This is a genomic window from Sorangium sp. So ce367 (assembly GCF_051520455.1).
In the GTDB taxonomy this organism is placed as follows: domain Bacteria; phylum Myxococcota_A; class Polyangia; order Polyangiales; family Polyangiaceae; genus Sorangium; species Sorangium cellulosum_B.
The window spans coordinates 9,757,153-9,780,819 of record NZ_CP150334.1 but is presented as its reverse complement, the minus strand read 5'-3'; the positions used below and the strand labels follow the sequence as shown (position 1 = coordinate 9,780,819).

Here is a 23,667-nt window from a genome sequence, read left to right as displayed (position 1 = left end):
CCCCGATCGTGAGATTGCGCAAGGTCATCTCCGTGAACGGCGTGATCGGCCACCCCCACGGCCGCACGGGCGGCCGAGAGGGCGAGCTAAGGAGTGTTGCTTGAGCGTCACAGGATAATGAACTTCTCCGCACCCGGTGGTCCGAATTCGATGGCTCGGAGGCGGACCGCCTTCGGGTGCGCTGAAATCGTGCGGGGAACCGGCCGAATTTGGCGCCTTTCGTGGCGAGACCGCCCCATCTGTTATCGCTTGTAATTGCTATTTACGATGCCGTTTGCTCCCTTCGCGGCCGCGGAGGCAAGCGATGACGTCCGGGTGGATGAGACGGGTGTGGCGGCGGTGCGCGGGTTGCGTTCTCTTGCTCATGGTGGTGAGCGCGCCCCTCGGCGCGTGGGCTCAAGCGTTGACGCTGCGCCGGATAGGCGATCCCTTGCGCGCGCGGCTCACCGGCGCTCGCGGCGGCGCCGAGCTCGCGGCGGCGCTCGCCGGGGACGCCGCCGTGCTCGCGAGCGCGGGAGACCCCGCAGGCGGCCCCGACGGCCTCGCCGTGGTCCCGATGGTGGCTTTGCCAGCGGACGTTCGCGCCGATGGCGCCGGCCCGGGGGCGGACCCGTGGGTCCTGTTCGATGGCCGCGGCGATACGGGGCTTCGCAGCGAGACCGGGGAGAAGGTGCGGATCCGGGTCTCGTTTCCGCAGCCCACCGCGCTCGAGGCGCTCGCGCTGTACGGGCGCAGCGAGGGCGCGCTCACGGTCCGTGCGGAGGACGGCGCCGAGCTTCAGGCCGTCTCCGGCCTCGCCGACGTGCCGCTCCACGACACGGGCGAGCGCTGGACGCGCCTTCCCATGGCGGTCACGGCCCAGCACGTCGTCATCGAGTGGCTTCCTTCGGGCGAGCGCGGGCCGCAGGAGATCCTGTTCTGGACCGCCGGCGCGCCCACGCGCGGCCTCTCGGAGGTGGAGCTCGCCGATCGCGTGCTCGCGGGGCGGCTCGCCGGGGCTTACCAGTTCGCTGCGACGTCCGAGCGGGCCACCGTGACGGGCACGGGCGGCGAGCAATCGCTGTCGCTCCACGTGGACACCGATCCACGGGCGCTCGCGCGCGCGTTCCTCGTCTACCAGCTGGAGGGCCGCGGGCACTGGTCGAGCGTGAGCCGGCAGATCAACGGCACAGCGCCGCGCGGCGGCTCCCTGGCGGCAGCGCCCGCGACCGGAGGTCTGCAAGTCGAGGAGATCGCGCCCGCGTGGCTGAGGCGCGGCGAGAACGTGGTGCGGTTCCGGCCCTCCGCGGAGCAGGAGCACGGATTCACCGTGAGCGCGCTGCGGGTGGTCGGGATCCCGCACGCCGGTGTGGTCGAGGCGCGTCCCGCTGCCGAGGCGCGCGCCCGGCCGGCCGGCGGCGAGCGCGCGCCTCGCACGGAGGCGCTGAGCCTCGATTTCGGCGCGCGCGTGGCGCCGCACGCGCTCCTCTTCCAGCTGACCAGCGTGGGCGCCGGGGAGCTCCGGATCGCGCCCAGCGAAGGAGCGGAGGGGCTTCGCTTCGACCTGAAGGACCTGCCGCCGGGCTGGCACCGGTTCGATCTCCCGGAGTCAGCGACATGGCCGGGGGCGGCCTCCGTGCAGATCGCGCGGGCGAAGGGGAGCCACGCCGAGGTGTCGGACGTCGCCGTGGTGGCGAGCCCTGTCCCGTCCCGCGCGCGGCGGATCGCGCTGAGCACGCCGCTGCATGGTGAGTGCGCCGAGGGGAGAGCCCTTGTGCGCGGGTTCCTCGATCTGGCCGGCGAAGACGCGTCGCGAGCACGGCTGTTCGCCGGCCCGGAGCCGGTGGCGCTGGGCGACGACGGCAGCTTCGAGCTCACGCTCCCGGAGCCCGAGGGGGCGAGTCACCGGACGTGGACGGCGCGCCTCGAGGCGCGGCTCGAGGACGGCACGCGCCTCGGTCGCGAGCTCCGGCTCGGTCCGTGCGCCGCGGGCGGCGCGCCGAGCGGGCTCGTCGTGGACCACGGCGCGCCCTATGGCGCGGTGGTGAGCCCGGACAAGGGCGCGGTGCTCTCGTTCGCGGGCGCCACGCTCGATATCCCGCCTGACGCGCTGGAAGAGACGACGCGCATCACGATCCGCCCGCTGATGCCCGTCCAGGTGCAGCCGATGGGGCGCGCGATGCGCAATGTCACGCCCGAGGGGCGCGCGTTCCGCTTCGGCCCGCACGGGCTCAAGTTCAAGAAGCCGGTGAAGCTGACGTTGCCTGTCGACGCCGCGGCGATCCCGAGCGGCGCCAGGGCCAGGGAGATCTTCGGTTTCTACTTCGACGAGACGGTCCAGCGATGGACGAAGCTCGGGCGCGTCGAGGAGGGCGGGGGCCGGGAGCTCACGAGCTTGACGGATCACTTCACCGATTTCGTCAACGCGGCGATCTCCATGCCGGATCAGCCGGGCGCGCAGTCGTTCGATCCCAACGCGATGAAGGGGATCCAGCTCGCGAGCCCGTCTGCAGGCGTGTCGTTCATCGAGCCGCCGGAGGCGAACGGCCGGGGCACGGCGCAGCTGTCGTTCCCGATCGAGGTGCCGCCGGGCCGGCACGGCATCGCGCCGGATCTGGCGGTCACGTACGAGAGCGAGCTGAGCAATGGCTGGCTCGGCGTGGGGTGGGATCTGCGCGTCTCGGCGATCGAGATCGACACGCGGTTCGGCGTGTGGCGGTACACGGGCGACGAGCTCTACACGCTCGACGGCCAGATGCTGCGGGCCATCCCCGGTCAACCGGGCAGGTACGAGCGGCGCGTCGAGGGCGCCTTCGATCGCATCGAGCGCCTCGGGGCCGATCCCAAGAGCTTTCACTGGGTGGTCACCGACAAGGACGGCACCCGGTATACCTACGGGCAGAGCGCGGGCGCGCGCCTTACGGACCGGTCCGGCGAGGTCGGGATCTTCCGCTGGAACCTGGAGCTGGTGGAAGACACGTTCGGCAACCGCATGCGGATCTCGTACTTCAAGGATGCGCCCGAGGGCGAGGACTGGGTGCAGCTCTATCCGCAACGGATCGATTACACGGAGCACGAGAGCGGCTTCCCTGGAGCGCACTATCACGTGGTCTTCTCCGTGGACGACGGAGCGCAGCGGAGAGACGTCGTGAGCTCGGCGCGCGCTGGCTTCGAGGTGCGGACGACGCGGAGGCTCACGCGCGTCGACGTGACCATGGGCCAGGCGCCCGGCGCCGAGGAGATCATCCGGAGCTATCTCTTCGCGTACGACACGCCGGACGCGCGGCACCATCACAAGTCGTTGCTGAAGAGCATCGCTGTCCACGGAAACGGCGGTGAGGAGCCGCTCTACGAGCACAGCTTCGAGTACTTCGGCCTGGAGCAGGAGGACGGCGAACTCCAGGTGTTCTCGGCGCCGACCGAGTGGAGCCGCCCGGCGGAAGGGCGCGATGGCCTCGGGGCCACGAGCTCCATCGAAGGGGGGCTCAGCGCGTTCGTCGGCGTGGGGCCGACGGTGTGTGATCCGCACGCCGGGGTGGGGGTCTCCGTCTCGTTCGGGGCGGACGACGAGGACGTCGCCTTCACGGACATCAACGGCGACGGGCTCCCGGATTTCGTGGGCAGCAACGGCGTCTGGCTGAACTCGCTCCCGGATCGGTCGAGCGGAAACGCGTTCTCGCCGGAGAGCGTGGGCAGCACGCACCAGATCACGGCGGGCCTGCAGGGGGCGATGCACCTGTTCCAGGAGCTCGGAGGTCTTGGTCTCAACCGCGCCTGGAGCACCGCGACCGCGCAGAGCCTGCTGCTCGACATCAACGGGGATGGCTTCCCGGAGCTGCTCGATGGGAGCGGGGCGACGCTGAACCCGAACAACGCGCGGCTGGGGCCGGGCGCCCGCGGCGCCGGGTTCACGATCGACGACGATTTCAGCGATGGCGAGCAGGTCGAGGCGCTTCGCAACGCGTTCTACCGGACCAGCGCGCTGGTGAAATGGACGCCGCCGATCGACGGTATCGTCGTCATCGACGGCGGCGTGTCGCTGGCCGGGGGCGGCGCGGGAGACGGGGTGATGGCGTCGATCACGAAGACGACGCCGGTGCCGCGGTCGAATGACAAGTTCCACCGCGACCACCAGCCGCTCTGGCAGAGGGACATCGGGCCGAGCGACGCTGCGTGTGTCCCCGAGGGCGACGGGGGGTGCGGGAGCGGCGTCCGCGTCCGCGTCCGTCCGACGGATGCGCTCTTTTTCCGCGTGGACCCGAAGGAGGACATCGAGGGCGACATCACGCGCTGGAACCCGCGCATTCGCTATACGGAGCTCTGCCTGTCGGACTCCTGCGTGCCGATGCTGCCGCGCGAAATGAGGCGCCCCGACGCGCTCGGGCGTCCGATGTATACCTATACCTTCGCGGACGACTTCTCCGTGCTCGACCGGAGCGTGCCGGGCTGGGCCGCGGGGGCGGACGGGCAGGTCACGGTGCAGGCGCGCTTCGTCCGGACCGACGTGCTCGATGCGTTCGATGTGCGGCTCGTGCGCCAGGACGTCGACTCGGGGCAGAGCGTCGAGCTCCATCGGACCAGGGTGTCGGGCGCGCAGCTCAGCACCGAGATCGCGTGGCCGGTGTCCGTGCTCCAGGGCGACCTCCTGTTCCTGTACGCCGAGCTCGGCGCGAACGTGGTCCACCCGTCGCGCGTGCAGTACCAGGGGTTTGCCCGGTACACCGAGGTGTGCGGCCACGACGCGGATCCGGGGAGCTGCCGCGCCGTGGGGGAGTGCGCGCCCAGGTCCGGTGCTCCGTCCGGAAAGAGGGTGTGCGGGCTCGAAGCGTCGCCCGGCGACGGCGGGCCGATCTCGGTGCCCGAGGAGTCGATCGTCGCGCCCGTGCAGCTGAGCGACAGCAGGACCGGCGGGACGGAGCTTTCGCTGTCCCGGCTGGCCATGCCCGAGAGCGGGCCGGTCAGCCTGCTCGGCTCCGCCTCGAAGCAAGCGACGCAAGCGCCGGTGACCCTGCGGGTGGATCGCGGGAGCGAGCGGCTGTTCCGGGAGCTGCTCGGCGTGGAGGCGATCTCCCCGGCCAGGAGCGTGCCTGGCCCGAGCGATCCGGTGGTGTTCCCGGTGACGGAGGGAGAGGAGCTCGCCTTCACGAAGTTCTTCGAGAGCGCAGCGGACATGGACACATCGCTGTCGGATCCAGGAGCGTCGGTGTCGTGGCTGCCGCAGCTCGTGTTCAACGAGACGGGGACGGTGCTGGACGTGCCCGCCGTGAACGCTCGAGTGATCCCGGATGGGAAGCTGGAAGCCCGCATGGTGGGCGGGTTCCGCGGCTTCAGCTATGGCGAGTGGACGACGGAGTACCCGTTCGACGAGAACCAGCTCCGCCGGAGGCCGGAGGAGAACAGGCCGCCTTACTTCACGCGCGTCGAGCCGCACTGGGAGGGGTACCACGCGGGCTGGTCGCCGGGCGACGCCGGGTTTCCTCTCGTGGGCAGCGTCAGCGGCCCGGTGTTCCGGGGCTCGGGCGCGGACATGTACATCCGGGCCGGGGAGCTCAAGCCGTCGCGTGTCGGCGGCGTCCGGCCGGAGGACGTGGCCAACGTCCCCGGGCTGAGGAAGAGCCACAACGGCTCGGCCTCGGCGGACCTCGCGCTCATCGGGTCGTTCCAGGTGACGACCGGGACCACCGAGTCGAAGCTGGAGCTCGTCGACCTCAACGGCGATGGGCGGCCCGATGCCGTCACGCAGGGCGGCGTGCGCATCCAGACGTGCGGCAGCGGGGGCCGGTGCGACGGCCAGCAGCCGGGGCATTATGACGCCCCGACCGTCGGTGGGCTGGGGGACATCCGGATCATCGAGACCATGAGCGCGCGGTTCGGGTTCGGCTTCGGATCCGCGGCGTCCGCGATCGCGGAGAAGATCGAGGCGAGCGCCGAGACCAAGGAGGTGCTCAGCGTGCTGCCCTCGCTCGGCAAGAGCTGGGGCACGTCGCAGACGACGAACGACCTGCTCGACGTGAACGGCGACGGGCTTCCGGACAAGGTGAGGAGCGCGGGCGGCGTGCTCCGTGTGGCGCTGAACCTCGGCTACCGCTTCAGGGAAGAGCGCACCTGGGCGGCGATCGATCCGAGCGGCGATCCGTTCGAGCCGCTGCCGGAGGTCGACGGGGATCCGCTGACCGCGCTGAGCCGGGTCTGGTCCCCGGTGCAGCTCACGTCGGTGCGGGTGCAGGACAACACGACGAACAGCCTGCAGGTGGGTTATGCGGGGATCGGCGGCGGCATCGCGCACACGGTGAGCCGGACGCTCGTCGACTTCGTGGACCTGAACGGCGACAGGCTGCCCGACCGGGTGATCAAGCAGCCTGGACAGGGCTATTACCGGGTCCGGCTCAACCTCGGCGACCGCTTCGGGCCCGAGGAGAGGTGGAGCGCGCCGGCGGTGAGCGGCGGGCTGCCGTGGGGGGTCGTGCTCGAGAAGGAGTTCACCAAGGAGATCAACGGCAGCAACGACGCGCTGTCGTTCTCGGAGACGACGGCGTTCAACGCGGGGTATGGCGTGCCGATCAAGATCCCGACGCCGTACGTGTGCATCGTGCTCGAGATCGCGGCGCAGCTCGGGTTGAGCGACGGACGGAGCGAGCTCGGATGGGAGGACCTGGACGGCGACGGGACGGCGGATCACGTGCTGAAGCTGAGCGAGGGGATGCTGCGCGAGAGCGACCCGGCGCTGCGGGCGCGGCTGAACCTGACGGGCAAGACCAACCGGCTGTCGCGCGTTGTCCGTCCGCTTGGCGGCAGCATCCGGCTGGACTATGCGCGTGAGGGCAACAAGGTGGCGTATGCGAGCAGCCCGGACGAGCTGAGCGTGGACATGCCCGGCAGCAAGTGGGTGCTGTCGCGGGTCGAGGTGGACGACGGCATGGGCACGCCCGCCTACGTGCACACGTTCGATTACCACCAGAGCGGGTTCTACGACCGGGCGGAGCGCGAGGACTACGGCTTCGCGCAGGTCACGGCGACGCGCGAGGACGGCTCGCAGATCGTGACCCGTTACCACAACCAGGACTATTACCGGCGCGGGCTCGTGACCGAGGTGATGGAGCAGGACGCCGAGGGGCGGCTGTTCAGCCGGCAGCAGGCGGCCTATCGCGTACCCGGGGCGCAGCCGACGCTGACGGGCTCGTTCTTCCCCAGGGAAGAGCTGCGGACGATGTCGTGGTACGAGGGCAAGACGACGGACCCGAGCGCGCCTGGCAAGCAGACGAGCGAGGAGCGGGACTGGGACGACCGCGGCAACCTCATCGGGGTGATCGAGCACGGCGAGCCAGGTACGCTGGAGGATGACGTCACGACCACGATCCATCACGTGACGTACGACGGGCCGCACATCGTGCGGGCGGACAGCGTCGAGGTGCGCGATAGCGCGGGGACGCTGCTGCGTGAGCGCACCGCCGGGTACAACGAGGTGACCGGAGCGGTGGAGTGGATCACGAACACGGTGATCGGCGGCAAGGATCCGGCGACGGGCGCGCCGTACACGGGAGAGGCGTCGACGAATCCAACATGGGAGTTCACCCACGACGCGTACGGAAACCTGGAGCAGGTGATCGAGCCGCGGGCCTTCACGCTGACGTACGAGTACGACGATGTGGCGGAGACGTACCTCTCCCGGGTGGACGACTCGTTCGGTTACTTCTCGGAGACGTCGTCGGACTACCGTTACGGCGCGGTCAGCGCGGTGCGGGACGTCAACGGCCATGAGGTCCACTACGACTTCGACGCGTTCGGGCGGCTGCGGGCCGTGTTCGGTCCGGACGACCCGCTGACGGCGGCGGAGGCGACGATCGCGTTCGAGTATGCGCTCCAGCCGGGGGAGAGCGTCGCCCTGCCGGCGTGGGCGCGGACGCGGCACAAGGACGTGCAGCACCCGGGGGATCCGATCGACACGGTGACGTTCATCGACGGGCTGGACCGGGTGATCCAGACGAAGAAGGACCTGGAGAAGGATCCAGGGACGGGGGCCGCGCCGACCGTGGGCATGAGCGTGAGCGGCCGGGTGGTGCTGGACGAGCGGGGGCGGGTCTGGCAGCAGGGGCAGCCGGTGTTCGCGACGGGCGAGGCGACGGCGTTCGTGGACGTGGCGCTGAAGCACCCGACGACGTTCGAGTACGACGTGCTCTCGCGCATCGTCGAGCGGAGGGAGCCGGACGAGGAGGCCGAGGCCGGCGAGGCGGTGACGACGACGAGCTATGATATCGACGAGCTCGATGGCGTGGCGATGTTCGTGGCGACGGAGGTCGACCCGAAGGGGAAGGTGCGCAAGGCGTACCAGGACGTGGACAACGCGATCGTGGCGGTCGAGGAGCGCAATCGGCTGCACGGTTCGGATGCGTGGACGGCGCTGATGACGCGGTACGGGTACAGCGCGGTCGACGAGCTCGTGCGGGTGACGGACACGCGCGGGAACATGACGACCGCTGCGTACGACACGCTGGGGCGGATGGTGACGCTGACGAGCCCGGACATGGGGCGTACGGAGTGGCGTTACGACCGGTCGGGCAACGTCGGGGCGCGGCAGACGGCGAAGCTCTTGGCGGAAGGCGCGAGCAAGCTGATCCGGTACGAGTACGACTTCAACCGGCTCAGGCGGGTGAACTACCCGGACTCGACGGACGTGACGTATGTGTACGGCGAGCCGGGCGAGGCGGGCGACGAGCACGGCAACCGGGCCGGGCGGCTGGTGGAGGAGCAGAGCGAGGCGGGGAAGCGGACGTTCTCCTATGACCGGCTAGGGAACGTGGCGAAGCTGACGACGGAGTTCCCCCGGCTGAGGGAGCCGCACCGGGGGCCGTACCAGGCGACGATGGAGTACGACTTCGACGCGTTCGGGCGGCTGCTGTCGCTGAAGTTTCCTGGCTCCGGGGCGGAGGTGGTGACGTACGGCTACGACCGAGGGGGCCTTGTCCGGTCGGCGGTGGGAACGAATACGCAGATCAACCCGCAGCACCCGGACGAGCCGCCGGTGACGCAGTACCTGCAGCACATCGGGTACGACGAGTTCGAGCAGCGGGTGAGGGTGGTGCATGGCAACGGGATCGCGACGTCGTATCGGTATTACGAGAAGTCGCGGCGGCTTCAGGAGATCAACGCGGACCACCGCGACAGGTACCTCGTGGAGCGCGGGCGGCCGGCGAGGGCGTTCCAGCGGATGCGGTACGAGTACGACGCAGCGGGCAACCTGGAGCGCGTGAGGAACGAGGCGCCGTACGAGCAGGACATGCCGGGGTCGGTGCTGGTGGGGCCGACGACGCAGGAGTACGGGTACGACGATCTGTACCAGCTGCTCTCGGCGCGCGGGACGTACCAGGACCGGAGAGACTGGCAGTACCGGTACCGGCTGTCGTTCGCGTACGACGAGATTGGCAACATCCTGACGAAGGACCAGGCGAGCTACCGGTACGTGCCGCAGGCGTGCCCCACGCCGGTTCCGGCTGGGTGCGATCCATGGAAGGAGGGCCACCCGATCCAGGAGCAGACGTACCGGTCGGAGTACCAGTACACGGGCCCGCAGCCGCACGCGCCGAAACGCATCGAGGAGCAGCGCGTGGCGGAGTCGGCCCCGTGGTCGCGGGTGATCAGCTACGACGCGAGCGGCAACCAGACCGGCTGGACTTACCCTGGCTCGGGCACGCGTGCGACGGAGTGGAACGAGGAGAACCGCGTCAGCCGGGTGAGCCAGAACCAGCAGTTGAAGTCGCGGATGCTGTACGACGGCGACGGGGAGCGGCGGGTGCACCTGCACCACGTGAGCGGCGAGGAGGAGACGGCGTACCACGACCAGCACCTGACGCTGCGGGACGGGCGGTTCGTGACGAAGCACATCTATGCGGGGCAGACGCGGATCGCGAGCAAGATGGATCCTGACTGGTTCCGTGACCCGCCGACGCTGTACTACCACCCGGACCACCTGGGCAGCACGAGCTTCGCGTCGAACAACGAGCAGACGCTGACGCAGCGGGACGAGTACTTCCCGAGCGGGGAGCTGTGGATAGACGCGTCGGACTCGCGGTACGAGCTGAGGCGAGCGTACGTGTTCACAGGGAAGGAGCTCGACCAGGCGACGGGGCTGTACTACTTCGGGGCGCGGTACTACGACCCGAGGAGCAGTGTGTGGCTGAGCCCGGATCCGATCCTGGACGAGTACATGGGGGGAGGGACGAGCGGAGGGGTGTTCAACCCGGGGAACCTCGGGCTGTACAGCTACACGCTGAACAACCCGGTGAACCTGGTCGACCCGGATGGGAGGAGCGCGCAAGGGGCGCACCGGAACTTCCCGCCAGGAGCCAATGGGTGCAGGCACCCGAGCTGCTTCAACGGGCCGGCGGGGCAAAAGTTCCACCAGGAGCAGATGCTGCAGCGGATGAACGCTGGCGCTGCGGCGGCGGGTCGCACGTCTCGCGGTCTCGGGGACGGCATGCGCCGGCTGCTGTTCAGGTTCGTCATGCAGCAGCAACAGGCTGCTCGGCCGCCGGCGCAGCCAGCAGCAGCGCCCGCGCAACCGCCGCCGGCCGCACAGCCGGCGAAAGCGGCGCAGCCTGCGCCGGCGGCGAAGCCGCCCCAGGGGGCGGAGGCGGCGAAACCGCCACAGGCGGCACCAAAGGGGGGAGGATGGGCTCCGCCGGCCGAGGCCTCAGCTAAGATCCCAAGCTCGTGGGGGGCGGGGAATCCGACAAAGAAGGGGGTAGGCGTGAGATGGCAAGATCCGAAGAACCAGGGGAACGGAGTCCGGATCGATCGCGGTAACCCGAACAATAGCCAATCGCTGCAGCAGGTGGATCATGTCGTTGTTAATTCGAATGGGCGGATTGTTGGGCCCGACGGGAAATCAATTCCTGGTCCTTTGAGCGAGCATCCTAACGCTCATATTCCACTGTCGGACTGGTTGAAGTGGAAAAGCTGGAATGCACCTTGATCGGTGGTGTCAATGAGTGACGGAAAGTATGTGCGGGAGCGTGTTCGGGAGGTATTGGTGCTGCTGTCGAGCTTGCAGCTGCAGCGTGCATACCAAACGCGGGCTCCTGCTGTGAACGTGGCAGAAGAGCTGTTTAATCAATGGGATGATTGGTACAGGCCAGATAATCCACAATTTGGTGCTCTGTTCACTGTTGATGAGATTCGTGCGCTCGGAGAGTTCTCGAAGATCATCGATGCCATCGCCGAAGAGACCCCTCAGGTGCTTCCTCCGCTGGAAGAATTCACGCAGACAGATGCGTGGAGGCGGCTTTGTGCCGAGGCACAGAAGGCTCTGGGTGTACTGGCTATCCAGGGGCCGTCGGACTGAGGTGTTGGCCAGATGGGTGACGTCGTAGAGTGGCAGATTGATGAGGGCAGTGTCAGGATTGGATGGTTCTGCGGATGAAAATAAGATTCTGACGGTTGGCGCTGAATTGTTTCGCTCAGTTACCAGCGAGAGGCGTTCTGCCTGGATTGGAGACATACTCGAAGCCGGTCACCTGGGTGACGGAGTGGAACGAGGAGAACCGCGTCAGCCGGGTGAGCCAGAACCAGCAGTTGAAGTCGCGGATGCTGTACGACGGCGACGGGGAGCGGCGGGTGCACCTGCACCACGTGAGCGGCGAGGAGGAGACGGCGTACCACGACCAGCACCTGACGCTGCGGGACGGGCGGTTCGTGACGAAGCACATCTATGCGGGGCAGACGCGGATAGCGAGCAAGATGGATCCGGACTGGTTCCGTGACCCGCCGACGCTGTACTACCACCCGGACCAGCTGGGCAGCACGAGCTTCGCGTCGAACAACGAGCAGACGCTGACGCAGCGGGACGAGTACTTCCCGAGCGGGGAGCTGTGGATCGACGCGTCGGACTCGCGGTACGAGCTGAGGCGAGCGTACGTGTTCACGGGGAAGGAGCTCGAGCAGGCGACGGGGCTGTACTACTTCGGGGCGCGGTACTACGACCCGAGGAGCAGTGTGTGGCTGAGCCCGGACCCGATCCTGGACGAGTACATGGACGGAGGGACGAGCGGAGGGGTGTTCAACCCGGGGAACCTGGGGCTGTACAGCTACACGCTGAACAACCCGGTGAACCTGGTCGACCCGGATGGGCGGAGCGCGCAGGGGGCGCATCGGAACTTCCCTCCCGGGGCCAATGGGTGCAGGCACCCGAGCTGCTTCAACGGGCCGGCGGGGCAAAAGTTCCACCAGGAGCAGATGCTGCAGCGGATGAACGCTGGCGCTGCGGCGGCGGGTCGCACGTCTCGCGGTATCGGGGACGGAATGCGCCGGCTGCTGTTCAGGTTCGTCATGCAGCAGCAACAGGCTGCTCGGCCGCCGGCGCAGCCAGCAGCCGTGCCGGCGCAGCCGCCGCCCGCCGCGCAGCCGGCGAAAGGTCCGCAGCCGGCGCCGGCGGCGAAGCCGCCGCAGGGGGCGGAGGCGGCGAAGGCGCCTGTGAAGCAGGCAGCACCATCTAAAGAAGCTGCAGGGATCGACCAGGCGCGTGCCGCGCGCGATGCGGCTGGGCGACTCCCAGACGGAAGACCTGATCGAAGCAGCGCCGCATACGTGGGAATTGCACGTGACGGGAAAGTGGAGGTAGGACGATCAGGTCCACGTGTTCATGCGGAGGTTGATGCCGACCGGAAGCTCCCAGGGGGAACAATGACCGAGGTGAATGGCTGGCGAAGGAATCAATCGACAGGGAAGCTAGAGTGGACCGAGATCCCTGTGTGTATTCCGTGTCAACAGAAGTTTCCGTCTGAGAGATTCGTTCCGGGGACGCTGCGAGCTCCTGGCGGTACGTCGGGTTCCAAATGAAAAATATGAACGTCGCGGAGCGTCTCATTGGGTCCATTGACTGGGCTAGCGTTCATGAGGCGGAGGGGACCGGAGAAAGGGTGAGAGATTCGTTGCTTGGCCTACTGAACGCAAAGGACCCTGAGGAGTCTACGAAGGCTTACTGGGGGATAGAGAATCACGTGGTCGTTCAGGGCGAGTTGTATGAGATCGCGGAGGCGTGTACGTCCGTGCTGGTTGCCTGTCTAGTAGATCCGCGCCCACGATTCGTGAGGATAGCGGTGCTCGATCTTCTGTTTCAGATACTCGGGGGGTACGCATCATCCTCGAGCTTCACTCCGGGTGACATTGTTGAGCGATGCCATCGCGCGGCACGGGAGGGGCTATGGATTCTCATCGACGAAGCCATACACCGTGAGAGAGAGGCCGCTCGAGATGTTCTTAGATTGCTCGGTGAAGAGGAGCGGGTAGACGCGCTTTCGAAATCCGTTCCCTAACCCGGCAGGGGTTGGGTGCCGATGAGGAACCGCCTGACGCATCCCTCAGATAGTCCCAATAATTCCATGGGTTATAACGTGCTCACCGAGAGCCTTTCATCGCCGGTTATGAGTGAAACGAGCCGCTTTCCGCAATCCACCAGAAGACCGGGTGCACGGGTGGGTTTGTTTCAGCTAAAAAGGAGTGACGATGGCACGTACTGCATGAAGCGGCTAAGTCTATTGTCGGAAGCGACGTTGAAAGTATCGAGCAGCAGCTCGGTCCTGCGTTGTTCGATGACTGCCGCAAGTTTCTCTTGAACGGAAATAAGAGGACGTTCTCCTATGACCGGCAGGGGAACGTGGCGAAGCTGGCGACGGAGTTCCCCCGGCTGCGGGAGCCGCACCGGGGGCCGTACCAGGCGACGATGGAGTACGACTTCGACGCGTTCGGGCGGCTGCTGTCGCTGAAGTTCCCTGGCTCCGGGGCAGAGGTGGTGACGTACGGCTACGACCGAGGGGGCCTGGTCCGGTCGGCGGTGGGAACGAATACGCAGATCAACCCGCAGCACCCGGACGAGCCGCCGGTGACGCAGTATCTGCAGCACATCGGGTACGACGAGTTCGAGCAGCGGGTGAGGGTGGTGCACGGCAACGGGATCGCGACGTCGTATCGGTATTACGAGAAGTCGCGGCGGCTTCAGGAGATCAACGCGGACCACCGCGACAGGTACCTCGTGGAGCGCGGGCGGCCGGCAAGGGCGTTCCAGCGGATGCGGTACGAGTACGACGCTGCGGGCAACCTGGAGCGCGTGCGGAACGAGGTGCCGTACGAGCAGGACATGCCGGGCTCGGTGCTGGTGGGGCCGACGACGCAGGAGTACGGGTACGACGATCTGTACCAGCTGATCTTGGCGCGCGGGACGTACCAGGACCGGAGAGACTGGCAGTACCGGTACCGGCTGTCGTTCGCGTACGACGAGATTGGCAACATCCTGACGAAGGACCAGGCGAGCTACCGGTACGAGCCGCGAACGTGCCCCCCGGAGGAGGAGGAGTGCGACCCATGGAAGGAGGGCCACCCGATCCGGGAGCAGACGTACCGGTCGGAGTACCAGTACACGGGCCCGCAGCCGCACGCGCCGAAACGCATTGAGGAGCAGCTCGTGGCGGAGTCGGCCCCGTGGTCGCGGGTGATCAGCTACGACGCGAGCGGCAACCAGACGGGCTGGACTTACCCTGGCTCGGGCACGCGTGCGACGGAGTGGAACGAGGAGAACCGCGTCAGCCGGGTGAGCCAGAACCAGCAGTTGAAGTCGCGGATGCTGTACGACGGCGACGGGGAGCGGCGGGTGCACCGTAACCACCCGGCGATCGCCATGGGCACGGCCCCTTGCAGCTCTCGGCGGGGTCGAGGAGGCTGGACGCGGGGCGGCGTCGGCCCACGACTCGGCGCGGGCACAGGCGGTCCTGAGAAAGGGCCCGGCAAGGCGGCATCCGCCTAGGTCGCCGGCCGAGGCTCGCGTTGTTCAGGTCGCGTCGGCGTCGCCGGTGCTCGGAGCAGCGTGCGACGACTTCGTCCAGGCGTCGGGCAGCAACTCGTCCAGCCGGTCGCGCGGCCAGCCCGCCTGCAACTTGCCGATGATGTCTGTCGCCCAGGCGAGCGGGTTGACTCCGTGCATTCGACACGAGCCGAAGATCGTGTAGCCGATGGCCAGGCGCTGAGCGCCCTTGTCGGAGCCCGCGAATAGGTAGTTCTTTCTTCCGAGCGCGACACGTCTTAGCTGCCGCTCGACCTCGCCGTTGTCTATCTCGAAGCGTCCATCCGTGAAGCAGCGCCGCCATGCCGCCTCCTGATTGATGGCGTACTGGGTGGCGATGCAGAGCGGCGTGCCTGGTACGAGCCGCAGGTGCAGCTCGTGAATCCACTGATACAGCTCATCCACAACGGGGAGCGACCGCTCCTGCCGGCGCGCCAGGCGCGTCTCCGTGGGCAGCGCCTCCTCCTTGCAGGCCGCCTCGATCCGGTAGATGGCCTTGAAGTACGAGAGCGCCACCGCGGCCCGCGTGTCGCCGCCCTTTGCCGCCTTCTCGAGCTTGGCGCGGATGTGCATCCCGCAGCCAAGCCGACGCTCCTCGGGCACGATCATCTCGCCGCCTTCACCTCCGCGGAGCATCGCGCCATAACCCGCGTACCCATCGCCCTGCAAGTAGCCGGTGAAGCCCTGCAGCAGCGCGGCAGGATGCTTCGCCTTCCAGTCCGGTGCGTACAGGAACGCCACGAGATCTGCCCCGACGAAGGCCCAGATGTGGCCACGCTTCACCCCCGTCGGATGATCTCGATCCAGGACCCGCATCCCCGTGTCGTCGGCGCGCAGGTAGAACGAGTCCAGTACCCGCTCCTCGATCCTCTCAGCCACCGGAGCGAGCACATCGAGCGCGAAGGCCGACCAGTCGCCCAGGGTCGACGGGGACAGCGACACGCCGAAGCGCGCGTACTGCTGCGACTGCCGGTACAGCGGCATCGAATCCTCGAACTTCTCGACAAGGATGCTGGCGAGCAGCCCCGGTCCCGGACGCCCCCGGTCCATCACCTTCTCGCTGTCCGCCGTCGTTACGCCTTGCTCCGGGCAGCGCGGGCAGGCGAGCTTCTCCCGCCGCTCCTCGATGATCTTGAACTGCGCCGGAACGAACTCGAGCACTTCGCTCGTACGATGGCCAATGCACTTCTTGTCCGCGCCGCACTGGGGGCACGTCCGCTCCGCCTCGGGGACGGGCACCACGCGCGTCTCACGCGGCAGGTGCTCGGGAAGCGGCGCGCGCCCGCCCCGTCCTCGCGGCGGCTTCGGCGGCTCAGGAGGTTGCGGCACCAGCCCCTGCTCCGGTTGCGGCGGAGCTTCCGCCCCGAGCTCGGCGAACATCAGCATCAGCTGCTCGGTCGAGATCTGCTGGCTCTTGCGGCCGTACAGCTCCCGCAGCGCGCTCGCGAGCTTCGCCGAGAGCGCCGTATTCTTGTCGCGCAGCTGGACCAGCAGCCCGAGCACCAGCTCGATGAGCTCTGGAAGCTGCCCGGCGGCCGCCAGCTGCTCGAGCTTGTGCCGCACGTCCGCCAGATCGGCGGGCAATTGTGCCTGGGACTGAAGAGGACTGGTCACGTGGCGCGCGGGATAGCTATCCCGCGCGCATCCATCAAGCTTTGCTTCGACGGAGCAATTTTTCTCACGCCGGGCCTCCAGCGCTTGCGCCGCACGGCCTGGGACAGGTCGAACCCTTCGAGCATCAGCGACAGCTCGGCCGCCTCGACCTCGACGTGCGTGGCCCCCTTGGGCAGGTCGCAGGAGAGATGGAATCGCCCGCGAGCCAATTTCTTCGCCACGATCATGTACCCCGTGCGGTCCCAGAACAAGACGCGCATCTGGTCGCCTCGCCGATTCCTGAACACGAACAGATGCCCGCAGAGCGGGTCGGCTCCGAAGCGCTGAGAGACCAAGGCCGACAGCCCATCGAAGCTCTTGCGCAGATCCGTGGGCTCGGCTGCGACGTACACGCGCACCGACGGCGGCAGCGTCAGCACGGCGTCTCCTCGGCCGCGAGCGCCAGTACCCGCTCGAGCGTGGCCGGGTCGAAGCCCGGCCGGACCCGCACGACCCGCCCGTTGGGCAGCGCGATCTCGATCGGCTCTGGCGCGACGGCCGATGCGTCCGTCACCACGTGGACCGGCAGAAAACGCGGTGCCTCGGTCAACGACGACGGCGAGGGTTGCGAGGGCCGGTCAGCGCGCAGCTTCCAGCGCCACCAGTACAGCTGCTTCGGCATGTACCCTTCGCGCCGCGCGAACTTCTCGGCGCTCAGCCCGCTGCGCTCCCATCGCTCCACCCGCTCGGCCCACTCCGCCTTCGTCGCCATCGCTTCCTCCTTCGTCGCGATGGGGACTGGTAACCGGCCTCGACGGGGTGGTCACGATGGCGTTGGCCGGGCGCTTACGGTGCACCTGCACCACGTGAGCGGCGAGGAGGAGACGGCGTACCACGACCAGCACCTGACGCTGCGGGACGGGCGGTTCGTCACCAAGCACATCTATGCGGGGCAGACGCGGATAGCGAGCAAGATGGATCCGGACTGGTTCCGTGACCCGCCGACGCTGTACTACCACCCGGACCACCTGGGCAGCACGAGCTTCGCGTCGAACAACGAGCAGACGCTGACGCAGCGGGACGAGTACTTCCCGAGCGGGGAGCTGTGGATAGACGCGTCGGACTCGCGGTACGAGCTGAGGCGAGCGTACGTGTTCACAGGGAAGGAGCTCGACCAGGCGACGGGGCTGTACTACTTCGGGGCGCGGTACTACGACCCGAGGAGCAGTGTGTGGCTGAGCCCGGATCCGATCCTGGACGAGTACATGGGGGGAGGGACGAGCGGAGGGGTGTTCAACCCGGGGAACCTCGGGCTGTACAGCTACACGCTGAACAACCCGGTGAACCTGGTCGACCCGGATGGGCGGCAGGCGCAAGGGGGACACCGGAACTTCCCGCCTGGGGCCAATGGGTGCAGGCACCCGAGCTGCTTCAACGGGCCGGAGGGCGGCAAGTTCCACCAGGAGCAGATGCTGCAGCGGATGAACGCTGGATCCGCTGCGGCGGCAGCTGGTCGTACCTCGCGCGGTATCGGCGACACCATGCGCCGGGTGCTGTTCAGGGCGGTCATGCAGCAGCAGGCTGCTCGGCCGCCGGCACAGCCAGCAGCCGCGCCGGCGCAACCGCCGCAGGCCGCACCGCCGGCGAAAGCGGCGCAGCCGGCGCCGGCGGCGAAGCCGCCCCAGGGGGCGGAGGCGGCGAATCCGTCACAGGCGGTGCCGCCCGCGCAGCCGTCTGCTACCAGTAGTAAAGGAGGAGGAGCGGGTTCGTCGTCGTCCGCAAAACGAGCAGCGGCTTCCATGCGTCGGGTCGGCGAGGTGCTTGATACTGTTGATGATGTGATGGCCAACCCTAACCTGTTGGACGGTATGAAACCCCAGGATCTCATGCTTCGGCTGGGGGGAAAGCCACCTGGAAACTGGCGAGTAGAGAAGTTGGCGCACGGAAAGCACGCGGGGCAGGGATTTATGTTGCGTCAGTACAACTCAGGCGGGAAACCGACCGGTCGAATGATTCAGTGGCACCCTGGTGGTGGTCATCATGGGCCACAGCCATATTGGAAGGTTAATGCTGGTCACAGTCCGGTTCGAGTGGGACCTCAATTTTAAATGGAGGCGATGCGTGGAGTCCGATGTTTCTGTGAAAACGTCGCAGCTGATTGAGGTGCTCATGCTGTTGGCAATGAGTCCTGAGGGACAAATTTCCGCGCTGCCTCCATTCGTGGATGCTTCTGATGAGTTGACTCTTCTATTTGGTGAGCAGTGCGACGCACTCGACGATGACGAGCTGAAGCGTGGGCTTGGAAATGCTGGGGCAACGCTTGTTGACGAAATCAAGAAAATATTCGAAATTATGATGGGTCGACCTGAGCTCTATTCACTGAGTGCGCTCCAGGAGAGCCAGGAATGGAAGCGCATTCGAGAACTGAGCAGTGAGGCGCTCATGTCCGCAGGGATCCCGCTGAGAGCTCCTGTTTTAAACTGGGTCACCTATGTCCCAGGGGGATGAGGAGAAGATCGATATCGTGACGATGTGTGTTGAGAGGGGGCGTTCCGGGACATCTTATGCATTTCGTGTGGATCGGGCTTGGGGCGAAGTTCACTTGCTGGCGGGACCGAGGTGAAGACGGGTATGGCTCGGGTGGCAGCAGCGTCAGCACCACGTCTCCTCGGTGGCGAACGCCAGGTCCCGCTTGAGCGTGGCCGGGTCGAAGCCCGGCCGGACCCGCACTGCCCGCCCGTTGGGCAGCGCGATCTCGATCGGCTCCCCGGCACGACGGCCGATGCGTCCGTCACCGCGTGGACCGCCAAAAAACGCGGTACTTCGGTCAAAGACGACGGCGAGGGCTGCTGATGGCTGGTCAGCGCGCAGCCTCCAGCGCCACCAGTATGGCTGCTTCGGCTTGTACCTTTCGCGTCGGTCGAACTTCGCAGCGCTCAGTCCGCTGCGCGCCCTGGTCCGGTCGGCGGTGGGAACGAATACGCAGATCAACCCGCAGCACCCGGACGAGCCGCCGGTGACGCAGTACCTGCAGCACATCGGGTACGACGAGCTCGAGCAGCGGGTGAGGGTGGTGCACGGCAACGGGATCGCGACGTCGTATCGGTATTACGAGAAGTCGCGGCGGCTTCAGGAGATCAACGCGGACCACCGCGACCGCTACCTCGTGGAGCGCGGCCGGCCGGCGAGGGCGTTCCAGCGGATGCGGTATGCTTACGACGTGGCGGGCAACCTGGAGCGCGTGCGGAACGAGGTGCCGTACGACCAGTCGATGCCGGGCTCGGTGCTGGTGGAGCCGACGACGCAGGAGTACGGGTACGACGATCTGTACCAGCTGCTCTCGGCGCGCGGGACGTACCAGGACCGTAGAGACTGGCAGTACCGGTACCGGCTGTCGTTCTCGTACGACGAGATTGGCAACATCCTGACCAAGGACCAGGCGAGCTACCGGTACGTGCCGCAGGCGTGTCCCACGCCGGTTCCGGGTGGGTGCGACGGATGGCGCGAGAACCACGTGATCCGGGAGCAGACGTACCGGTCGGAGTACCGGTACGCGGGCCCGCAGCCGCACGCGCCGAAACGCATCGAGGAGCACCTCGTGGCGGAGTCGCGCCCGTGGCTGCGGGAGCTCCGGTATGACGAGGGCGCGCCGCGGGCTCTCCGCCGCTCAGGGCGACGGCTGTGCCGGCACGAAGCGCTCGATGACCGCCTTGCGAAGCAGCTTCGGCGGCAGGATGCCCTGGGCGAGCACGAAGTCGTGGAATCGCTGCGCGTCGAAGCGCGGGCCCATCATGGACTCGGTCTCTCGCCGCAGCTCCATCAGCCGGGTGAACCCGTAGAAATACGAGGTCGCCTGCCCCGGTGCGCGGAAGGTGTAACGCTCGACCTCCGATTGCGAGAGGGGCGGCGAGAGGACCACCTCTTTCTCGAGGAAGGTCCGCGCGGCGGCCGGCGTGATCTTGCCCGCCTGGAGCTCCGGGTCCAGGAAGCCGCGGGCGGCCCGGACCAGGCGGTGTTGCAGGGAGACGAGCTGGCCCTCGGGCGGCATGAACGGGAGCAGGATGGCCTCCGAGTAAAGCGCCCACCCCTCCATGTTGGCGCTGTTCTCCGCGAAGACGGCCCGGGCGAGCGAGACGCCCCGCTCGACGAGCGAGGCGAACTGGAGCTCGTGCCCGGGGCGCGCCTCGTGGGCGGTGAGCGTCCATGACGCCGCGGCATAGGTGAAATCGTCGATCCTCCGCAGCTGGTCAGAGGGCCCAGGCAGGCTGAGCGGAAGCACGAACTCCCCCGCTTCTCCCTGGTTGTCGAGCAGCCGCGGCGGCCGCATGCGCGGCGCAGGCATCTCGGCGCTCTCGGCGGCGGTGCCGAGCCGGATGCGCGCCGGCCGCTCCGGCAGCGTGACGAGGCGCTCCTTCCGGATGATCTCTTCGATCTGGGCGAGCCGCTCCTTGTAATGCGGCACGATCGCCTCGCCCACGAGCTGCTCTTTCTTGAGGGCGCGGATCACGTCCCGGTAGTCCGCGCTCGGCAAGTTGCGTGCTTTCGCGATGGGCAGCGAGAGCTTCTGCATCTGCGCCTTCAGATCGTCGAAGGCGGCGTGGGCCAGCCGGGCGAGCTCGGCGGGCGGGATGTCGACGCCATGCAGCTCGAGCATGTACGCATAGAGCGGCGGCGGCAGCGCGAAGTCGGTACGCGCCTTCGGGAGGACGTCCTTGCGCAGCGCCGCGTCGTACGCCTCGAGCTGACGATTCAGCGCTGCCAGCGGCTCTTCGTGGCCGCTGATGCCGTATTTCCGGAAGAGCTCGCCGATACCCTCCCGCACGCGCGCGTTGGTGGCGAGGTGCCGCTCGATCTCCATCCTGGAGGGCGCCAGCAGGCCGGGCTTCCCGAGCTCCTGGTCGAGCCTCTTCCTCGCCTGCTCGGCGATGGGCGCGTGGCCCGCCTCCAGCCCGGCGTACCGCCGGAGCCGCGCGAGGGCCGTGGCTCGGCGCGGCGGCGGGATGCGGTCGTCGAGCAGGGTCGAGATGCCCTCGAACACGAGCCCCGTGGCGTGAACGTAGGTGACCCGGGTCCTCTCCTCGAGCTCGGACCCGCGGACGGCCCGGTCCGCGGCGTCCAGCAAGATCTGAAGATCCTCGGCGACCGCCGGGTCCTTCTCGGCCGCTCGGCGCTTCTCCAGCTCCGCGATGGCCTCGCGGTACGCGGCGCGCAGCCGCCCCTCGACGCCGGGCGACAGATCGGAGACCTCCTGGTCGGCGCGCTCGACCCCCAGCGCGCTGGCGCGCTCCGGCGAGAACCTGGCGAGCACGTCGAGGAGGATCTTCGCATGCTCGTTGCTGCGCTCCACCCACGCTGGCCGTCGCGGCGCCGCGGCGGCCGCGCTCTGGCCCGGCGCGGCGGCCGCGCTCTGGCCCGGCGCGGCGGCCGCGCTCTGGCCCGGCGCGGCGGCCGCGCTCTGGCCCGGCGCGGCGGAGGGCGAGGGAAGGGGAGCCGGCGCGGCGGGCGGCGGCGCCCTGACGGTGCACGCGGCGACGAGCAGGGGCGCGAGGGCGCGGAGCGGGCGCAAGGTCATGAGGCACCTCTCGCACAGGCGCCCTGGAGCGCCAACCGGAAGCCGAGGAGCAACGTCCCCGCGCACCGAGGATGCCTCCCGCGGCCCGCGGCGTGAACGCGGCCTCTCCGGCGCATGGACAAGTTGTTGAATTGGCACCGCTTTTCAGGGGACGTCGGAGCGCATGGAAAAGTTTCAGTCAAGCCGGGTCAGGTCCCCGCAGCTGGGGCTTGACGTCTTCGGAGACCTTGGATCTCCTTCTCCGCTGGCAGGTTTCGGTAGATGAATTCACGATGGTGAAACTGGCCCTGCGCGGCCGCGTCGACCGGCACAGCGCTGAGCCGCATGGGAAAGCGAGCGGTGGAACATGGCAGACATTCGTCATCTGGTCATCGTGATGCTCGAGAACCGCTCCTTCGATCACATGCTGGGTTACCTGCGCGGCACGGGCATGGACGTCGATGGGGTGATCGGCGCGACGAACTCGGACGATAACGGCACGCCGATCACTGGATATCATCTCGAGAGCACGAGAGTCCGGATCCGCCCGCATCACCACCGGAAGGAGGTCGTGAGGCAGATCAACGGCGGCGCGATGGACGGCTTCGTGAAAGGCTACAGCACGAACAGCCACGTCGCCGAGATCATGGGCTGGTACGACCAGCGTGATCTGCTGACGTACGATAGCCTGGCGCGACAGTACGTCGTTTGCGACCGGTGGTTCGCTTCGGTCGCGGGCCCGACGTGGCCGAACCGGTTCTTCGCGCTCTGCGGGACCAGCGGCGGGCGCACGGGGAACTTGCAATGGATCGACCACGCGACGTTCTTCGACTTGTTGCCGGTCGACTCGTGGCGCTACTACTCGCACGACATCGCGTTCTTGCGGACCGTCGAGAAATACAAGGGCCACCGGGGGCTGCCGATCGCGAAGATCTCCTCGTTCTACAGGGCCTGCCGTGAAGGCACGCTGCCCAGCGTCTCGTGGATCGACCCGAACTTCACGCTGGTCGACGTGGACGCGCTCCTGAACTGGGCGAACGACGACCATCCCCCGGCCGACGTGGCGCGCGGTCAGAACCTGATCGCGCGCATCTACAACCACCTGATCGCGAGCCCGTCCTGGCCGCACGTGGCGCTGGTCGTGACCTACGACGAGCATGGCGGGTTCTACGACCACGTGCGCCCGCCGCCGTCGCCCGCGAGCGAGGCGGCGCCGTTCGATACGCTCGGCGTTCGCGTGCCGGCCCTCGTCGTCTCGCCGTGGGCTCCGCGCGGCGTGCCGTTCCACGGAACACTCGACCATACGTGCATCGCGCGCACCGCGCTCGAGCTGTTCGCGCCCGATCGCGTGAACGCGCTGAGCCCTCGGGTCACCGCGTCTCCGAGCCTGCTCTCCTTGCTCAGCGAGCCGAGGCCACGCACCGACCAGCGCAGGCTCGATGGTATCCCGATCCTGGAGACCGCGGTCGCCCCGATCCACATGGGCTCGACCGCGCCGTCCGGCTTTCACTCGATGGAGCTCACCGACGCCCAGCAGGAAATTCTGACGCTGAAGAAGGCCGTGCTCGAGGCCGGCGTGCCCGTCGAGAACCATTGAGCCGGAGCGCGGCGATCCGCGGCCGCGCGCCCCTTCGAGCGAAGCCGGCGTCGACGCGCCCTGCCTCGATGGGGCGCCCGCTCGCCGGTGAGCGGCGCCAGCTGCGCCTCCCGCGCGGTG

14 protein-coding genes are annotated in these 23,667 nt (G+C 67.9%); 8 read left to right on the top strand and 6 right to left on the bottom strand.

Features of this window, described 5'->3' with window-relative positions:
• The first annotated feature begins 370 nt into the window (after nt 1-370).
• The 5 genes from WME97_RS37055 to WME97_RS37035 all read left to right on the top strand — a co-directional run bounded on the left by WME97_RS37055 (nt 371) and on the right by WME97_RS37035 (nt 14,770).
• Nucleotides 371-10,948, top strand: a complete 10,578-nt coding sequence (locus WME97_RS37055; protein ID WP_437544802.1) for a SpvB/TcaC N-terminal domain-containing protein — start codon at nt 371-373, stop codon at nt 10,946-10,948.
• Nucleotides 10,949-10,960: 12 nt separating this feature from the next.
• The gene (locus WME97_RS37050) at nt 10,961-11,317 is read left to right on the top strand and encodes a hypothetical protein (RefSeq protein WP_437544801.1); all 357 of its coding nucleotides are present in this window, start codon (nt 10,961-10,963) and stop codon (nt 11,315-11,317) included.
• Nucleotides 11,318-11,463: 146 nt separating this feature from the next.
• Entirely contained in the window at nt 11,464-12,810 is a 1,347-nt protein-coding gene (locus WME97_RS37045; protein WP_437544800.1) for an RHS repeat domain-containing protein, read from the top strand.
• The gene (locus WME97_RS37040; protein ID WP_437544798.1) at nt 12,807-13,286 is read left to right on the top strand and encodes a hypothetical protein; all 480 of its coding nucleotides are present in this window, start codon (nt 12,807-12,809) and stop codon (nt 13,284-13,286) included. The genes WME97_RS37045 and WME97_RS37040 overlap by 4 nt, the downstream gene beginning before the upstream one ends.
• 296 nt (nt 13,287-13,582) lie before the next feature.
• Nucleotides 13,583-14,770, top strand: a complete 1,188-nt coding sequence (locus tag WME97_RS37035) for a hypothetical protein (protein WP_437544797.1) — start codon at nt 13,583-13,585, stop codon at nt 14,768-14,770.
• 24 nt (nt 14,771-14,794) lie between these two features.
• Here WME97_RS37035 and tnpC read toward each other — a convergent pair whose 3' ends face one another.
• The 3 genes from tnpC to tnpA are packed head-to-tail and all read right to left on the bottom strand — an operon-like array spanning nt 14,795 to nt 17,171.
• Entirely contained in the window at nt 14,795-16,420 is a 1,626-nt protein-coding gene (gene tnpC, locus WME97_RS37030) for an IS66 family transposase (protein WP_437544796.1), read from the bottom strand.
• A complete protein-coding gene (tnpB, locus tag WME97_RS37025) occupies nt 16,417-16,839 on the bottom strand; it encodes an IS66 family insertion sequence element accessory protein TnpB (protein WP_437544794.1) in 423 nt (140 codons plus the stop codon). The genes tnpC and tnpB overlap by 4 nt, the downstream gene beginning before the upstream one ends.
• Nucleotides 16,833-17,171, bottom strand: coding sequence for an IS66 family insertion sequence element accessory protein TnpA (gene tnpA, locus WME97_RS37020; protein WP_437544793.1), 339 nt, complete (start codon nt 17,169-17,171; stop codon nt 16,833-16,835). The genes tnpB and tnpA overlap by 7 nt, the downstream gene beginning before the upstream one ends.
• A gap of 94 nt (nt 17,172-17,265) precedes the next feature.
• On the opposite strand from tnpA, the gene WME97_RS37015 reads away from it, so the two are divergent.
• Together WME97_RS37015 and WME97_RS37010 are read left to right on the top strand one after the other, a co-directional pair.
• Complete coding sequence (locus WME97_RS37015) at nt 17,266-18,507, top strand: RHS repeat domain-containing protein (protein WP_437544792.1); 1,242 nt, start codon at nt 17,266-17,268, stop codon at nt 18,505-18,507.
• A gap of 13 nt (nt 18,508-18,520) precedes the next feature.
• Entirely contained in the window at nt 18,521-18,907 is a 387-nt protein-coding gene (locus tag WME97_RS37010; RefSeq protein ID WP_437544791.1) for a hypothetical protein, read from the top strand.
• 144 nt (nt 18,908-19,051) lie between these two features.
• Here the strand turns inward: WME97_RS37010 and WME97_RS37005 are convergent, their stop codons facing one another.
• From WME97_RS37005 to WME97_RS36995, 3 genes are all read right to left on the bottom strand, one after another.
• Nucleotides 19,052-19,390 (bottom strand): IS66 family insertion sequence element accessory protein TnpA, encoded by a 339-nt coding sequence (locus tag WME97_RS37005; RefSeq protein WP_437544790.1) that lies wholly within the window; start codon nt 19,388-19,390, stop codon nt 19,052-19,054.
• Nucleotides 19,391-19,612: 222 nt separating this feature from the next.
• Nucleotides 19,613-19,822: a hypothetical protein gene (locus tag WME97_RS37000; RefSeq protein ID WP_437544789.1), complete on the bottom strand. Its 210-nt coding sequence runs from the start codon at nt 19,820-19,822 to the stop codon at nt 19,613-19,615.
• A 244-nt stretch (nt 19,823-20,066) separates the two neighbouring features.
• Nucleotides 20,067-21,971 carry a DUF885 domain-containing protein gene (locus WME97_RS36995; protein ID WP_437544788.1) on the bottom strand — a complete coding sequence of 635 codons (1,905 nt, stop codon included), beginning with the start codon at nt 21,969-21,971 and terminating at the stop codon, nt 20,067-20,069.
• 346 nt (nt 21,972-22,317) lie between these two features.
• Between WME97_RS36995 and WME97_RS36990 the strand changes: the two genes are divergently transcribed.
• Nucleotides 22,318-23,547 carry a phospholipase C gene (locus WME97_RS36990; RefSeq protein ID WP_437544786.1) on the top strand — a complete coding sequence of 410 codons (1,230 nt, stop codon included), beginning with the start codon at nt 22,318-22,320 and terminating at the stop codon, nt 23,545-23,547.
• Nucleotides 23,548-23,667: the final 120 nt, after the last annotated feature.

Excerpts from the sequence above, each read along its gene's own strand:
- WME97_RS37000 (WP_437544789.1), bottom strand. The coding sequence starts at position 19,822 with ATGTTGCCAATCTCGTCGTACGAGAACGACAGCCGGTACCGGTACTGC.
- tnpA (WP_437544793.1), bottom strand. The coding sequence starts at position 17,171 with ATGGCGACGAAGGCGGAGTGGGCCGAGCGGGTGGAGCGATGGGAGCGC.
- WME97_RS36990 (WP_437544786.1), top strand. The coding sequence starts at position 22,318 with ATGGCAGACATTCGTCATCTGGTCATCGTGATGCTCGAGAACCGCTCC.
- WME97_RS37040 (WP_437544798.1), top strand. The coding sequence starts at position 12,807 with ATGAAAAATATGAACGTCGCGGAGCGTCTCATTGGGTCCATTGACTGG.
- WME97_RS36995 (WP_437544788.1), bottom strand. The coding sequence starts at position 21,971 with ATGACCTTGCGCCCGCTCCGCGCCCTCGCGCCCCTGCTCGTCGCCGCG.
- WME97_RS37050 (WP_437544801.1), top strand. The coding sequence starts at position 10,961 with ATGAGTGACGGAAAGTATGTGCGGGAGCGTGTTCGGGAGGTATTGGTG.